Genomic DNA, 14,550 nt, shown 5'->3' on the forward strand with positions numbered 1-14,550 from the left:
ACATATAAATACGGAGGCGAGATGGTTCGACAGGCTCACCATTCTCAAACCAATTTTTCATATTTCAAAAAATAAAAGTGCAGATCCTCCCGACCCTAAACTCAATACTTTTCTCCTTTCCGAAATAAAGTACTAAGCTTGTCGAAGTACGGAGGCGAGAGGATTCGCTTCTCGCCATTGCTATGGCTCGAAACCTTCGCCCCCTCGCCGGGGACTGCGGCCCGCGGTTCGAATCTTATCTATCTGTGTATATAAATACGGAGGCGAGAGGATTCGAACCTCTGATACCCTTACGGATATAGCAGTTTTCGAAACTGCCGCTTTCGACCACTCAGCCACGCCTCCACACCAAATGGGGATATTATATTTATCTCCCGTATATTTATCTTTATTAATGGTGCCATTAAAATATTATTTATTTTTTCCACGCCCGTTTGGTGTGGAGGCACGCCTCTTAAAGATAATTAAATTTTATGCATTTTCTAATGTACTCTTGAGTCTCTTTTTTAATTGAGCAAAAGCTCTAGATTTTAACTTTAAATTATGTTCTCGATGTCTTGCGTCTTTTTCAGAAAAATAAGCTTCATAATAAATTAATTTTAATGGTCGATAAAAATTAGTAGAAACAACTTTTCCTAAATTATGTTCTTCTAATCTTTTGTTTAAATCTGAAGTTGATCCGATGTAAAACCACTTATTTTTAGAGCTTTTTAAAATATAAACAAAAAACATATTGATATATCTTAAGTATGATATTTTTTAACAATAAGTCAAATTTTAAAAAATAAAACGGCGGGAGAATATTTTTCTCCCGCCTTATTTATTTCTGTTTTTCCGGCTCTATTGCTTTATGCAAAGCCTTAATTTCATCTCCTCCCTCTGCCCAGAATCTTAGATAGCACGCCGCCGTCTCCAATTTGGTAAATGTTCTTTTTGCAATGGAGAAAATTGAAGGATCAGGAAAATCAGTTTCATCGGCAAAAATGATTGTTATACTCTTTCGATAAGCTATTCCGGCCCAAAGTCCCATTTCAAAACAATCAATAATTTTCTTGGGACGAAATACAAACAGAATATCACATTGTTCCACTGCTTTCAAATTGTCGCGCACATAATATAGCGGATAATCTGACGCCTCAAGCGGATTACAAATTTCATATCCGTCCTTTAATGTTTCAATCGTCATTTTTCGCCAAATCCCAAAATCTCCTGCAAGATAAATTTTTTTCATTTCTCCCCCCTTATTTTATAATTAAATAAAGTATAACAAATTTTTAAAATTTGTCAAGAAAAACCAAAAGGGGCTATTTTAGCCCCTTTTTCTTAATTTTAATCATCTCTAAACCCGGATTAAATGTTCCTAACCCGACAATCAAAAAACTTATCCAAAAAAAATCAGATGCTATGCCCTTTAAACAAATAGTTTTAAACCGCAGAAAAGGATAAACCAAAAAAGTAAGCATTGCCGCATAACTGAAAATAAATAGATATACGCGAGATATCTTGCAACGCAAGGTTTCTTCTTCTTTTTTCTGACTATGCTTGATAAGAGAATAGTTGTCGTACACTATTTGTGCTAAAATATACAGAATTATTATTTCTGCCACAAATGATAATATTGATAATAATTCAGATATTTCACCGCAGAAACCCATCCAAAAAAAATACCAATAAACAATGGTGACTATACCTAAAAAATTTAAAGATAATTTTATAAAGAACTTTTTCACCTCTTCCCCCTTTTGTCCGCTGATAGGCAGACTTTATTTAATTGTTGTTTAGTGTAACAGATTGTAAAAATTTGTCAATATAAAAAAGGGGCTATTTTAGCCCCTTTTTCTTAATTTTAATAATTTCTATACCTTTAAATAAAGCCATAAATCCAACAAATACCTGAACCGCCCAAATCATATCTGTGGCTATATTGCCATAACCCGAGCCTCGTAAATTAAAATAATTCCATCCGGTAAACATTGCTCCGATTCCAAAAACAAGCAAATATAATTGAATTGGTTTATGACAAGGCATAAGCTGGTTATATTCTAATATGTTTATCAGAATACCCGTGCCTATTATTATCACGAAAAATAACCAACCCAATATTCCGGATTGCATGCTACCGTGAACTGTCAACCAAAAGATAAAAAAATAACCAACCGCGACTCCGATGGCGAAAAAATATAAAAATATATTTGAAAAGAACTTTTTCATTTTTCCCCCTTTTTCTAATTATCTTTAATAATGTCAAATTTTAGACAAATCGTCAATAGATTTTATTTAACATTAACAATTTCTTGATATTCTTGCAAAAATTTTTCATTAAAAATTTGTGAGCCGTATTCTACTTTCACCTCCTCTACGTCCGCAATTATTCTTGTGCGCGCATATTCCTTTTCTATTTTGTTACTCATTTCTTTATACTCCTGTATATGAGTAATAATATTATCTATTGTTTTTTCTAAATTAATTCTATCTTCTGTCTCGGCGGATTCGCCCGGTTTTGAATTTTTTGTATTATCAGGATGTCGCTTATTCATAATTTCAACGAATTTATCTAAATCAATAATACCACTTCCTTCTATGGTTGTGAAAGAGCCTTTCAACTGTAAATCATTCTGAATAATCCCTTCCCAATCAACCCAAAATTGGATTTTTTTACCATCAGACAGGGATTTTAATTTGGTCGGTTTTAATCCATCTTCCCAAAGTGGTCGTTGTTGGTGCTCCCATATAAATTTTCCCGCACCCTTATCTTCCATAAAAATAACAGTATATGATTGACGAAAAAAAGATATATTACCTGCATTAATAGAATCAATAGCCGCATCAAATTGATCTCCTACTTCTTGGGCATATTCTTGATGCATTTGGATTTCTTCTTCTGACATGTTTTCTTGTTCTTCTGCCGGATCTACTTGTTCTTGGGTTGTCTGTTGCTGTGATTCTTGGTGTCTAAAAAAAGTAAATGCTTCGGCGGTAGCAAAATTAGTTAAAAGACCTAACCCGAAAATTAAATCTCTGACCGGCCTTGGTACGCCGCCAAATCTGAATTTTGAAAATAATTTATTTTCTTTATCTTTAATCTCGGTTATCGGATCTTTTTTCTCGATTTCCGACTCTTGTCCTGTAAATTGTTCGTAAGATCTTTCCATATTTGATTAAATTAATTTTTTAATCATTTCCTCTTCTTCTTTTAAAATATTTTCCCATAAATTAAAATTTTTGGAAGAAATAATTTCCATTTTATCTTTTAAATTTTTATTCAAAAGATTAAAGTTGTCGGGGTTATTCTCAATTAAATTAAGCAAAACGTCAATTTGCTCCAAATTTAAATGGCCGATCAACCTAAGCCAAAAATCTTTATCTTCCTTGCTTAAAGAAGAAAGAGAAATTATTTTTGTTAATCTTCTTTGTTGAATAAGGTCTTTAAATAACTCATCTATATTATTATTTTGATCTTCCATATTTACATTATGTCTCATTTTATCGCTTTTGTCAATAATTATATTTAAGCCGATAATTAACCAAAATAAAACTGACAAATCATTTTTAAAATAAGGAGTGTCCACCAAACCATGAATTAATATTGTTACCATGGCGGCCATAATCGTTAAGCTGGTAGGTTGGTAAGTTGGTAAGTTAATAAGTTTTATTTTTCTAAATCCGTCACGAAAAAATTTAATTAAAATCCACAAAAAAACAATCAATCCTGCCAACCCTAATTCGCACCAAAGAGCCAAAAATAAATTATGCGGATAAGGATGAGTTTCCACGGAAATCAATTGATGCGTTATTGGATCATAAAATCTGGCTTGATATTGGGAAATTAAATTCTGATAACCGCTTAAACCCACACCTAAAATCGGGTTGGTTTTAATCAAAGAAATCGCCCCTTGCCAAATATTAACCCGCAATTGTCCGGAAAGATTATAAAAAGTCACTTCTTGCCAAACATAATTTCGCGCCACTGGCAGCAATTCAATAATTAATAATAAAATAATTAAAGCAATTGTCGTCCACTTCCTGCTTGATTTATGAACAAGTCCCATAAAAATCAACCCGGCTAAAACTCCCAAAATCGCCCCATTACTTCTCGCTAAAATAATAGCTAAAACTGAAAATAAAATAGTAAAAGAATAAAATAAAATTTCAAATAATTCTTTATTTAATTTTAAATTTTGCATTGTCATTTTGACTTTTGCACTTTGCACTTTGCACTTTAACTGGCCAATGGCCAGTATTATAATCGGACCCAGATACAATCCTAAAAAATTTGACTGGGGAAACAGACCGGTCGCCCGCCAAGTTTTCGGCGCGCCCCAAACTTCAGTGCTCATCATGCCGCCGAAATGAAAAATCTTTTGGCAAATCGCCCAAACAGAACAATAAAAAGCGGAAAAAATCAGCGCGTTTAAAATTAAATTAAAATCTTTTTTTGTTTTTATCAAATCAAGAAAAACTATTAATAAAAGAATCGGTTCAATAAAATACGCTTTCCAGATTCCGGCCGCCTCTCGCAAATTTGGAGCAATAAACATGGAAATGGTGGCCACTGCTAACCAAATCAGAATTATCCAAAACCAGTTATTTAATTTTAAATTTTGAATTGTAATTTTGATTTTTGATTTTTGATTTTTGATTTTTTGTATCAGCCAAACTAAAAACAAAATCAAAATCATTATTTCCAATAAAGTCATCGGCAAACCTAAAATCTGAAATCTGATTTGATAAGCCGGTAAAGCGGCGCAAACTAAAACTAAAAAATAAAAAATATACATACCAGGTAGTGAAAATTTGACAGTTATTATTTTGTCAAAATTTTAAAAAATTATATTATTTAATAAAAATATTATTCATACTCTATACCATAGTAGTGTTTTAAATTTTCCCTTTGGAAAAATTTTGGTCAAATTTCTACTACCTGGCATAAAAATTATTTCAAATTCGCAATTTCTTTAATGGTTTGAGAAGAAATTGTTTTCAAAAAATAAAGCGCGGCAAAATATATTATTATTGCCACAAAAATCAGGAAAAATAAATTTTGGCCGCTTAAAATCAACAGAAAAAATCCCATAATCAAGCTGGCCAGAAGCGACTTTGAACCGATTTTAAAATTGGGCAAAAATTTGGTTGTTTTATAAATAATCCAGAAGGATAAAACCGTGGTCAATAATTCGGCGATAATTGTCATATAAGCCGCACCGTAATAAGAATATGTAGGAATAAAAATAAGGTAACCGATTAAACCCACTAGAGCGGAAATAAAATAAAAAGGAAGCATTAATTTTTGTTTTTCTATGGCAACCACGGCATAAGTTGACAAAGTTCCCAAGAAAATCAAACCGGTGGCCCAAATTAAAATTCTGAGCGGCGGCGCGGAAACAAGAAAATCTGCGCCGGCAACAAACATCATCAAAGGCGCGGCCAAACACATTGTTCCGATAATGAGCGGCCAAATAATAACCATAAAAAAATCAAAAGATTTTTGAAAAATCATTTTAAAAGATTCAAGATTTTGTTCAGCCCATGAACGGCTTAAATAAGGCATAATCAATCCGACAAAGATCGGCGGAAACATAATCAAAGTTTCTAAAATTCGATAAGATGCGCCGTAAATGCCGACATCGTTCTGCGATTGGAACAGAGAAAGAATAATCGTGTCACCCTTAAAATAAACTGTTGTCAAAATCATTGAAAGAGCGACCGGCCAAGATTTTTTAAAAATATTCAAATGAGCATGGAAATCGGGCAATAAAGATATTTTGATTTGCTGGCCCAAAAATCGATAAAGAACATAAAATTCAACCAAACTGGAAAAAATAAGAGCCACCAAAACTCCAATCAAATGCGTTTTCAATAAAATCGCCGATTCGGTTAGAATTAATAAAACCAAACGGCCGGCTATTTCGGCAAAAACCACTTTTTTAATTTGCATTTTGGTCTGAAAAAAACCGGTCAATAACTGACTCAAAGAAGTGAAAATATAACTAAAAACAGTAATGAATATTCCGATTCTTATCAAGCCTGAATATTGAGGAATCAACAAGGCAATCAAGGGAGCGATGAACAAAAGAACAATACTGGAAATCAAACGAAAACTGAAAAAATCACTGATTACTTTTTTTTCATCGGTTTTAGGCGCGGAAAGTATTTGAATAAAAACCAAATATAAACCAAGATTGGCGAAAATGGCAAAAACTTGAAGAAATGAAGTTACGGTCGTAAATTGACCAAATCCTTCTGTGCCCAAATAGTGAGTGATCATACTGAAAATAATCAAACTCAAAAAAAGGCTGATTATTTTGCCGACTAAATGGACAAATGTGTTTTTACTGACCAAACTGGTTAAACTCATACCAGGTAGTGAAAATTTGACTACTTAAATAATTTGATGTTATTGAAATCTAAACTAGATACCAGAATAGCAAGAATTTGATTTATTAATATTTATTTTTAGTCCCGCTTTAACGGGACGGTCAAATTTCTACTACCTGGCATATTTAATTAAATTATATCAAAAAATAACAATTTGGCAATTGATTCCACGTCTTTATATTATTACTAAAAGGCACGGGGTTGACAAAAACGTAAAAAATGTGCTAAAATAATAACAATTACCCCTCTAGTTTGGGGGTGCAGTACCTTAAAAAGGAGGCAAAAGATGAAAAAAAATTTCTTTTTTCTGAATAAAAAATGTGTTCTAGTTAAAGGGGCTTTGTGCGGTGCTTTATATGATTTGAAAACAGGAAATGTTTATTCAATTGATAGAACCTCATTAAGACTTCTGGATTTTTGTAGTGAGGAAGGATTCTCTCTAAAAGAAGTTCTGGATATTTTAAATAATGAGTTGGCCAAGAAAGAAGCCTTGAGTTATTTATTACAACTTCAAAAAATGGGGTTGGGGAATTTTTCTCAAAGAAAAAAGATTAAGAGAAAAATAATGTTATTTTGTAACAAGAAAAAATTAGATTTTCTTTGGATAGAGTTAACCTCAAGTTGCAATCTAAGATGTCTCCACTGTTATAATTCCAGTGGTTGCAGAAAACTCGAATCAGAGAATATGGAATTAACAGACTGGAAGAGAACTATTTCTCAGGCGAGAAAAATAGGATGTCGGAAGATTCAATTTACCGGTGGGGAACCGCTCTTGTGTCGACCTACTCTTTATCTATTGATAAAATATGCCAAGAAATTACATTACGACTTTATCGAAATTTTTACAAACGGGACACTTCTGACAGATTCTGATATTGAGTATTTTTTAAAACAGAAGGTTCATGTAGCAGTTTCTTTTTATTCTGTTATAGAAAAAATCCATGAGAGTATTACTCAAGAATGTGGTAGTTATAAAAATACACTTTCAAACTTGAGAAAACTTCAGAAAGCGGGCGTACCTTTCCGAATAGCTATTACGGTTATGAGAAACAACCAGAATTGCATAAAATCTACTGTTCGCTTTCTTAGAAAAAAAGTAGGGGCCGAAAAGATTAAATATGATATAGTGCGTCCTCTTGGTCGGGGCTGTGAATCAGGACTACTTACTGAAAATCTTAAGAAGGATTTACTCATTAAAAAACCAAAATTTACCAAAATCCATGAGAAAACCTTTTTAAAAAGATTCTGTGGGCATAATTGTTATTCAGATCATTTATGTATTTCATCGCAGGGCGATATTTTCCCTTGTATTATGGAACGCGGATTAAAATTGGGTAATATAAAAAAAGATTCCATACAAAAAATTTGGGAATCTTCAACGGCTCAAAAAATAAAAAGTTTATCTAAAGATAAAATAATGGTTTGTCGAGACTGCGAATATCGCTATGCTTGTTTTGATTGCCGAGCAAAAGTGATGCAGCAAACAGGAAATTTATATGCGAAGCCTTTAGAATGCCAGTATAATCCCTATACGGGCAGATGGGGGCAGTAAATAACAAAAGGAGGTGAAAAAATGTTAAAGATCACGAATGTTACAACAGAAAAAGGAGGAGCGAAAACTTCTTGCCCTCCTGAAGACCATTGTAACCCTACTGACGGGAAGCCATGTAACCCAGAATGTATTCCTTCTGCCTGTGCACCAGCGGGTAATTAATCTCATCGTAAATAGGCTTTATTGTTATAAAACAGTAGAGCCTATTTTTTTGTCTATATTCTTCGAAAAAGTAAAAAAACTATTTTTTCCATTTTTATTTTCTCTAAGATATTTATGCCATTGAGGTAAAATTTGTTTTTCTAATTTTCTTAAAGATTTATGACCTATCTTAAATTTTCTTTCTTGGAAATATTTACCATTTTTATTCAACCTTATTCGCAACTCATTATCGCAGATGAGTTCAATTAGAGCGTGAAGATTGGTTTTGTCTCCAGAATAATTCTTAGTCAAGAAATGCATTATTTCATGACATAAGTAAACGGTAGTGTAATTTTGCCAATCCTCAGAATGACCATAAGTAATTATATTTAATTTTTTACCCCAATATCTTCCATTATGAAGTGCGGGGTGAACCAAGTAAACAGTTAAGGTTGCATCAGGTAAGGTTATTCCGGTTATATTTTTTAGATGTTTTAACGCCTCTTCTTTATTTTTTGACCATTGATTTTCTATTTCTTTTTTATAATTTTTTGTTTCTTGATAAATTTTTTTAAACTCTCTCGATTGAAACTCTTTTTTCAATATTTTTTCTGCAATCTTAATTTTTTTAGAAAGAGCCTGAATAAAAGTTTTAATTTCTCTATTTTCTAAACTGAGAGAAGAAATAAACCAATTATAATAAATTCCCGAGAGAATATAGTATGTACTTTCGGACTTCTTCCATAAACTGGATCCTAAGAGTTTTTTATTCTTATCTAAAAATTCAGCCTGCTTTATCAATTGTAAATAAAGATAAATTTTATTGATTTCAAATTTCAATTTAAACATAATTAATTTAAATATTTATATTTAAATTATAGCATAAAATAAAATAATATGCAAAATTAATATCTTACTAATCTTATACAAACTAGTTGACTAATTTTAGTTTTTTGTTAGAATATACGATATGCGAAAGATTTTTTATTCAAAAATCATTTTGATTTTAGGACTGTCATCAGCCTTACTTTTGACTTTTCCAAATCAAACTTTCGCTCAATCGGATTATCAGGCTCAAAGATTAGAACAAAGTTCTGCCGGCATACCGGAAGTAATCACGGGAGGAACGGTTGATTATTGGGTTAAATTTAAAAATACCGGTCAAATGTATTGGAGTGGCACCGGCCCACAAGCTATAACCTTACGAACTGTCTCCGGAATGAAAAGTAAATTTGCTTATCCGACTTGGTATGACAATAATATGCCAAATCGAATTAATTCATTTTTAACAATTGACCCTCAAGGAGAAATAACTTTTAATTTTACTCTCTTGGCTCCCGGTCAACCCGGTTTATATTGGGAAAAATTAAATCTTTTTGCCGGTAATAATTTAATTCCTGGCGGAGAAATTGAAATTGCCTTAAAAGTAACTTCCAGTTCTTCTTCGGTAATTCCTGCCCCAACTCCTACTCCGACGCCCACCCCAACGCCCGTGCCTACTCCAACCCCAGCTCCGACAACAGGGACTTTCTGGAAAAGTATTCCATCTGAAATAACCATTGCCACTCAACCTCTTTTTCAATGCACCTCTGAGGGGCCGGATATAAGAGTCGGATTGCTTTATTTGGAAGAAAAAGAAAAAAAAGATTATTTGCCTTTTAAAATTTCAACTCTTGATAAAAAAGCTTACCAACTTCTTGATCAAAATAATAAACTTTTAATTCGCGTCAGTGACGGCGGAATTATGGAAGTAGATTTTGACTTTAAACTGAAACGATATTTTATTCTCGACGACAAAGGAAAAAGATTAATGATGTTGGACTCTTTTGTTAAATTTAAAGGAGATGATTCAATAATTTTTAAAATTCAAAGTTGGCAGAATGGTCCATTCTGGGATGGCGGAGAAAATGATAATGAATTTCGAGGGGATATGGAAATACAATATAATGCTTCAACTCAACGCCTCTGGCTGATCAATCAATTGCCGATGGAAGATTATTTAAAAGGATTGGGCGAGGCGGGAGATTCTTCACCAATAGAATTTTTAAAAGCTCAAGCAATTGCCGCCAGAACTTATGCTGCTTCCAGATATATCAGTCCAAAGTATACCAATACGCCAGACGGAGATTCTTTATTCACTGTACGTTCCACTCAGGCAGATCAAGTTTATCGCGGTTATCAACGGGAACTAAGAATGACAAATACTTTAACTGCTTTAGCCGCGACGCAAGGCGTAGTGGCGACTTATCAAAACAATCCAATTTCAGCTTATTATTTCGCTCAAAGCGATGGACGAACCAGATCTTCTATTGAAGCATCAATGACGGCAGCGCCAGTAGCTTATTTGATTTCCAAAACAGATCCACCCGGGGCAGGAAAAACTTTATTGGGACATGGCGTTGGGATGCCTCAACGCAGCGCAATTGTCGCCGCCAATCAAGGCGCAAATTTTTCTCAAATTTTAAAATATTATTACACCGGCATTGATTTGACTAAAATATATTAAAAAAACGGGCTGTAGTATACCGGTAGTACGTCTGCTTTGGGAGCAGATAGACTGGGTTCGATTCCCAGCAGCCCGACCATCCTTCGCCAAGGATACGGAATGGCACAATAAAAATTTTGAATAAATTTAAAAACAGAAAGCTAAAAGCGGGCCTGCCCGCCGAAGCTTTTTGCAAAAAGCGTAGGCGGGTATCGTATAACGGTATTACCACAGCTTTCCAAGCTGTTGACAGGGGTCCGACTCCCCTTACCCGCTCCACCACCAGAATGGCAATAAATGCTTGTTATGTATTTTTAAAAAAAGATTAGATTATAAAAAAAATAAATATAGATTTATTTATTAGAAGCAATGTTTCCGCATTTATAAAAAATACATTGCCATTCAGGTGGTGGAGCCCGCTCCAAAATTTCCAACTGATTATGCTTTATGTATATTTATTAAAAAGTAAAAAAGATAAAAAATTATACATCGGTTTTACTGATGATTTGAAAAAACGTTTTATTGAACATAGTAGAGGATTAGTCAAAGCGACTAAACCAAGACGTCCATTTGAAATAATTTATTACGAATCATATAAATCCAGAGAAGACGCTAAACAAAGAGAGTCTCGTTTAAAAAAATATAGTCGGGCTTATCATCAGCTTAAAATCAGAATAGAAAAAAGTTTAATGTAAAACATATTGGTGGTGGAGCCCGCTCCAAAATAAAATAAATACCTGTTTTAAAAACAGGTATTTATTTTTTGAATATATTTTTACTCCAGCCGATCCGCTTGTGTCAATTCGCTATAAAATTTCGCAATGGCTATTGTTGAACTTCGTTAAATATAGTATAATAATATCAGTCGAACAATAACAATTAAAATAATTTACAAAATTTAATTATTAAAATTATGGGAATACTTTTAACTTGGCCAATCTTAATAATCATTATTTTCTTTTTCCTCTCCGGTCTAAGAGTTATTGATCAATATGAACGAGCTGTTGTCTTAACGCTTGGAAAATATACCGGAACAAAACAGCCGGGATTAACTTGGATTTTCCCAGGTTTTCAAAGAATGATAAAAATTGATATGCGTATCACGACTACTGACATTCCTCAACAAGAAGTAATTACGAAAGATAATGTTCCTGTCGGTATAAATGCTGTCGTGTATTTTCAGGTGCAATCCGCGGAAAATGCAATTTTAAATATTAAAGATTATACTCTTGCCGTTTCTCAATATGCTCAAGCCGCTCTCAGAGACGTAATAGGCGGCATTGAACTTGATTCTTTGCTTTCGGAAAGAGAAAAAATAGCGGAAGAAATTCAAAAAATTGTCGTAGCCGCCACTCAATCATGGGGCATATTGGTTACAGACATAAAAATACAGGATATTGAATTGCCGGCTGATATGAAGCGCGTTATGGCAAAACAAGCCGAATCTGAACGAGAACGACGCGCCATTATCATCAGGGCAGAAGGAGAATTTCAGGCCTCCGAGCGTTTAGCCCAGGCAGCTCAAGTGCTTAGTTCAGTTTCCGGCGGTCTTTCAATGAGAACTCTGCAAACTATTGAAAAAATAAATCCCGATCCGTCAAAAACAGTAATCTTTGCCTTGCCGGTTGAAGTACTGGAAGGAATAAAAGCAATTTCTCAGGCAGTCAAACCAAAATAATAATGAAATAAATCCTTATTTTATTTCTCCCAAAAAAGATTCAGCCAGTTTGGCGGTTTCAATGTTTGGTTGATAAAAATTCTTCCAAACAACGACAATATCAGCATCATTAAAAATTGCTCGTTGCACTTCTCTAATAGTATCTCCTCCGGCTACGGCGACTAAAATATTATAATTTCCCTTAATCTGTTTTATTTGATAATAAGGAATTTGCTTTTCTTTGGAAAATTCGCTTTCATCGACTCCCCTGTGCAGTATCACTGCATTGGGGAGTTTTTTTAATTTTTTTAAAACCAAAAGAGCATTTTCAACATTCATCATGTCAATCATTGAATCAATATTGAATTTTTCGCATTCCTCTATAAAACTATCAATCGTTTCAATCGGCGCGACCCCAAGACAAGTTGACGCATTAGCACCGGCGTTGGCCATCATCTCCACTTCGCGTGCCGCTAAATCCGCGCATTTATTGTCAGCAACTATGTAAGTTCCGGCGGAAGCCATATTTCTAATTTGCGAAATAGCGCCTGCCCCATATATTTTTATCAAAGGCGTTCCGGCTTCAATTAAGATTCTATCCGAAACCGGAATTTGCGAAATAATTTCTCTCGCCTCTTCAAGCGTGCTGTTAAGGGCGATTTGAAGATATTTTTTGTTTTTTACCAGTCTTATTTGATTGGACAAAGGATGAACAACAAGAGGCTTAATTGAAGTTATTTTTTCAATAATTAATTGCTCCATTGTTTGATTATCTGTATTATTTACTATATTTTTTTTAATTAAATCAAAAAACGAAGATTTGGGATTTTTTTTGACATAAATAATAAGTATAATTATTAAAATTATACTTAAACTTGGATTTATAATCATTGCAATAATAATTGCCAAGATGATCGGGTTAAATTTATTTTTTATATTTTTCGTCGGCATTATTTTTTGATCGTTTTTAAAAATTCCTGCGCTAAATTAGCGGTATTTTCCGGTGATTCGTAAAAGGATTGCCAAATTACAGCAATATTAGAATCATTAAAAAAAGTTCTTACAACATCGCGCGGGGTTTCTCCACCAGCAACTGATATCAAAACATTGCCATAAGTTCCTTTTATCCTGTGAATTTGATCATGCGGAATTTTTTTCTCTCTGTTTTTTTCTTTTTCATCTGCCCCGCGGTGCAATACAACCACGGTAGGAAGTTTTTTTAATTTTTGTAAAATTTCAAACGGAAATTCAACATTCATCATGTCAATCATTGAATCAATATTGAATTTTTCGCATTCTCTAATAAATTCATTTATAGTTTCCGCCGGCGCCAAACCCAAGCAGGTAGCCGCGGAGGCGCCTGCCTCGGCAACTGCTTCAACTTCTCTTGAGCCCCTGTCCATACATTTTAAATCAGCAACAATATATCCCGGTTTCTGTATTTTATCGCTCCACCAATTTTTTAATGCAATAATGCCTTTCTGTCCGTATTTTTTTATCAAAGGCGTTCCGGCTTCAATAATTATTTTTTCCGAAGCAGGAAGCATCGCGATCATATTTCTTACTTCATCAAGAGAGCGATTAAAAGCTATTTGTAAATATTTTGATCTTTGATTAAGCATAAATATACGCGATCCCTATAATTTTATTTTATAAATCCTTGGTTGATCTTAAAACTTTTATTCCTTGATTCCTGGATATTAAAGATAAAATTCTGTCTTCGGAAATCACCACCAGTTTATTTTCAATTTTTTTGCGCCTGAGCAAAAAAATGGCCGCGGCTAAAATTCTCAAATCCGTGCTGCCGACCAAATCGCCCAAACTCATTTCCGGATCAAATTTCTGGCTTCTCTTTTTCAAGAGAGCTTTTAATTCTTTTTTAATTTCCGGATCCAAATCATCAACTTTTCTCCTGCTGATCCATCCCACAATTCCGGTTCCGCGGGAAGAAATGATTTTCCAATAATGTTTGTTTAACATTTGCGTCATAATCACTTCCGCTCTCTGCGCCGCTTCTTTGGTTTTCTTGATGAGAATCTCAGATTTTAACGGCGTTTTGGCAACCAAGCAATCTTCTTTGTCGGGTTCTTCAACGCACACAAGTTCCGGATTGACCATCCTTCCGATTTGCTGCCAAACAGAACGCGGAACCCAAATATTTTTCAAGCAAGCCAATCTTTCTATTTCACGGCTGCTTAAAAGCGCGCAAGTATCAACGACAATATGGATTTGCTTGTATTTTAAAGCCCAAATTTTATAATAAAATCTTTTTATTATTCTGATCGGAGTCCATCGGCCGATAGTTCTGAATAAATATTTTTTCTTTTTTTGATATAACAT

At 33.8% G+C, this 14,550-nt stretch carries 15 protein-coding genes and 3 tRNA genes; 6 read left to right on the forward strand and 12 right to left on the reverse strand.

Annotation, left to right across the window (positions count from 1 at the left end; all coding sequences use genetic code 11):
• Nucleotides 1-258: 258 nt before the first annotated feature.
• From PHF10_00070 to PHF10_00105, 8 genes are all read right to left on the reverse strand, one after another.
• Nucleotides 259-345: transfer RNA gene (locus tag PHF10_00070), tRNA-Ser, on the reverse strand.
• 126 nt (nt 346-471) lie between these two features.
• On the reverse strand, nt 472-732 hold the full coding sequence (locus PHF10_00075) for a GIY-YIG nuclease family protein (protein MDD5534145.1): 261 nt from the start codon (nt 730-732) through the stop codon (nt 472-474).
• Nucleotides 733-820: 88 nt separating this feature from the next.
• The gene (locus PHF10_00080; GenBank protein ID MDD5534146.1) at nt 821-1,231 is read right to left on the reverse strand and encodes a hypothetical protein; all 411 of its coding nucleotides are present in this window, start codon (nt 1,229-1,231) and stop codon (nt 821-823) included.
• Between the two features lie 73 nt (nt 1,232-1,304).
• Nucleotides 1,305-1,730: a hypothetical protein gene (locus PHF10_00085; protein MDD5534147.1), complete on the reverse strand. Its 426-nt coding sequence runs from the start codon at nt 1,728-1,730 to the stop codon at nt 1,305-1,307.
• A gap of 91 nt (nt 1,731-1,821) precedes the next feature.
• Entirely contained in the window at nt 1,822-2,211 is a 390-nt protein-coding gene (locus tag PHF10_00090; GenBank protein MDD5534148.1) for a hypothetical protein, read from the reverse strand.
• Nucleotides 2,212-2,273: 62 nt separating this feature from the next.
• Nucleotides 2,274-3,152 (reverse strand): hypothetical protein, encoded by an 879-nt coding sequence (locus PHF10_00095; GenBank protein MDD5534149.1) that lies wholly within the window; start codon nt 3,150-3,152, stop codon nt 2,274-2,276.
• Nucleotides 3,153-3,158: 6 nt separating this feature from the next.
• The gene (locus PHF10_00100; GenBank protein ID MDD5534150.1) at nt 3,159-4,778 is read right to left on the reverse strand and encodes an O-antigen ligase family protein; all 1,620 of its coding nucleotides are present in this window, start codon (nt 4,776-4,778) and stop codon (nt 3,159-3,161) included.
• Nucleotides 4,779-4,933: 155 nt separating this feature from the next.
• A complete protein-coding gene (locus PHF10_00105; GenBank protein MDD5534151.1) occupies nt 4,934-6,355 on the reverse strand; it encodes a flippase in 1,422 nt (473 codons plus the stop codon).
• 306 nt (nt 6,356-6,661) lie between these two features.
• Here PHF10_00105 and PHF10_00110 point away from each other — a divergent pair, with 306 nt between their 5' ends.
• Entirely contained in the window at nt 6,662-7,927 is a 1,266-nt protein-coding gene (locus PHF10_00110) for a radical SAM protein (GenBank protein MDD5534152.1), read from the forward strand.
• 186 nt (nt 7,928-8,113) lie between these two features.
• On the opposite strand, the gene PHF10_00115 is transcribed toward PHF10_00110, so the two are convergent.
• Entirely contained in the window at nt 8,114-8,917 is an 804-nt protein-coding gene (locus PHF10_00115; GenBank protein MDD5534153.1) for a hypothetical protein, read from the reverse strand.
• Nucleotides 8,918-9,038: 121 nt separating this feature from the next.
• On the opposite strand from PHF10_00115, the gene PHF10_00120 reads away from it, so the two are divergent.
• The 5 genes from PHF10_00120 to PHF10_00140 all read left to right on the forward strand — a co-directional run bounded on the left by PHF10_00120 (nt 9,039) and on the right by PHF10_00140 (nt 12,231).
• Nucleotides 9,039-10,574 carry a SpoIID/LytB domain-containing protein gene (locus tag PHF10_00120; protein MDD5534154.1) on the forward strand — a complete coding sequence of 512 codons (1,536 nt, stop codon included), beginning with the start codon at nt 9,039-9,041 and terminating at the stop codon, nt 10,572-10,574.
• A gap of 5 nt (nt 10,575-10,579) precedes the next feature.
• Nucleotides 10,580-10,653 (forward strand) — tRNA-Pro (locus PHF10_00125).
• A gap of 105 nt (nt 10,654-10,758) precedes the next feature.
• Nucleotides 10,759-10,832, forward strand: a tRNA-Gly gene (locus tag PHF10_00130).
• A 161-nt stretch (nt 10,833-10,993) separates the two neighbouring features.
• Nucleotides 10,994-11,248, forward strand: coding sequence for a GIY-YIG nuclease family protein (locus PHF10_00135; GenBank protein MDD5534155.1), 255 nt, complete (start codon nt 10,994-10,996; stop codon nt 11,246-11,248).
• A gap of 218 nt (nt 11,249-11,466) precedes the next feature.
• The gene (locus tag PHF10_00140; protein MDD5534156.1) at nt 11,467-12,231 is read left to right on the forward strand and encodes a slipin family protein; all 765 of its coding nucleotides are present in this window, start codon (nt 11,467-11,469) and stop codon (nt 12,229-12,231) included.
• Between the two features lie 15 nt (nt 12,232-12,246).
• Here the strand turns inward: PHF10_00140 and PHF10_00145 are convergent, their stop codons facing one another.
• Genes PHF10_00145 through PHF10_00155 form a run of 3 tightly spaced genes read right to left on the reverse strand, consistent with a single transcriptional unit; the run spans nt 12,247 to nt 14,550 of the window.
• On the reverse strand, nt 12,247-13,161 hold the full coding sequence (locus PHF10_00145) for an orotidine 5'-phosphate decarboxylase (GenBank protein MDD5534157.1): 915 nt from the start codon (nt 13,159-13,161) through the stop codon (nt 12,247-12,249).
• Nucleotides 13,161-13,832 carry an orotidine 5'-phosphate decarboxylase gene (locus PHF10_00150; GenBank protein ID MDD5534158.1) on the reverse strand — a complete coding sequence of 224 codons (672 nt, stop codon included), beginning with the start codon at nt 13,830-13,832 and terminating at the stop codon, nt 13,161-13,163. The genes PHF10_00145 and PHF10_00150 overlap by 1 nt, the downstream gene beginning before the upstream one ends.
• A gap of 28 nt (nt 13,833-13,860) precedes the next feature.
• Entirely contained in the window at nt 13,861-14,550 is a 690-nt protein-coding gene (locus PHF10_00155) for a PIN domain-containing protein (GenBank protein MDD5534159.1), read from the reverse strand.

This window comes from Patescibacteria group bacterium (assembly GCA_028716665.1).
In the GTDB taxonomy this organism is placed as follows: Bacteria; Patescibacteriota; Patescibacteriia; order UBA2591; family JAQUPP01; genus JAQUPP01.

Coding starts and splice junctions, on each gene's coding strand:
- PHF10_00075 (MDD5534145.1), bottom strand. CDS start 732: ATGTTTTTTGTTTATATTTTAAAAAGCTCTAAAAATAAGTGGTTTTAC.
- PHF10_00080 (MDD5534146.1), bottom strand. CDS start 1,231: ATGAAAAAAATTTATCTTGCAGGAGATTTTGGGATTTGGCGAAAAATG.
- PHF10_00090 (MDD5534148.1), bottom strand. CDS start 2,211: ATGAAAAAGTTCTTTTCAAATATATTTTTATATTTTTTCGCCATCGGA.
- PHF10_00095 (MDD5534149.1), bottom strand. CDS start 3,152: ATGGAAAGATCTTACGAACAATTTACAGGACAAGAGTCGGAAATCGAG.
- PHF10_00100 (MDD5534150.1), bottom strand. CDS start 4,778: ATGTATATTTTTTATTTTTTAGTTTTAGTTTGCGCCGCTTTACCGGCT.
- PHF10_00105 (MDD5534151.1), bottom strand. CDS start 6,355: ATGAGTTTAACCAGTTTGGTCAGTAAAAACACATTTGTCCATTTAGTC.
- PHF10_00110 (MDD5534152.1), top strand. CDS start 6,662: ATGAAAAAAAATTTCTTTTTTCTGAATAAAAAATGTGTTCTAGTTAAA.
- PHF10_00115 (MDD5534153.1), bottom strand. CDS start 8,917: ATGTTTAAATTGAAATTTGAAATCAATAAAATTTATCTTTATTTACAA.
- PHF10_00120 (MDD5534154.1), top strand. CDS start 9,039: ATGCGAAAGATTTTTTATTCAAAAATCATTTTGATTTTAGGACTGTCA.
- PHF10_00135 (MDD5534155.1), top strand. CDS start 10,994: ATGCTTTATGTATATTTATTAAAAAGTAAAAAAGATAAAAAATTATAC.
- PHF10_00140 (MDD5534156.1), top strand. CDS start 11,467: ATGGGAATACTTTTAACTTGGCCAATCTTAATAATCATTATTTTCTTT.
- PHF10_00145 (MDD5534157.1), bottom strand. CDS start 13,161: ATGCCGACGAAAAATATAAAAAATAAATTTAACCCGATCATCTTGGCA.
- PHF10_00150 (MDD5534158.1), bottom strand. CDS start 13,832: ATGCTTAATCAAAGATCAAAATATTTACAAATAGCTTTTAATCGCTCT.
- PHF10_00155 (MDD5534159.1), bottom strand. CDS start 14,550: ATGTTATATCAAAAAAAGAAAAAATATTTATTCAGAACTATCGGCCGA.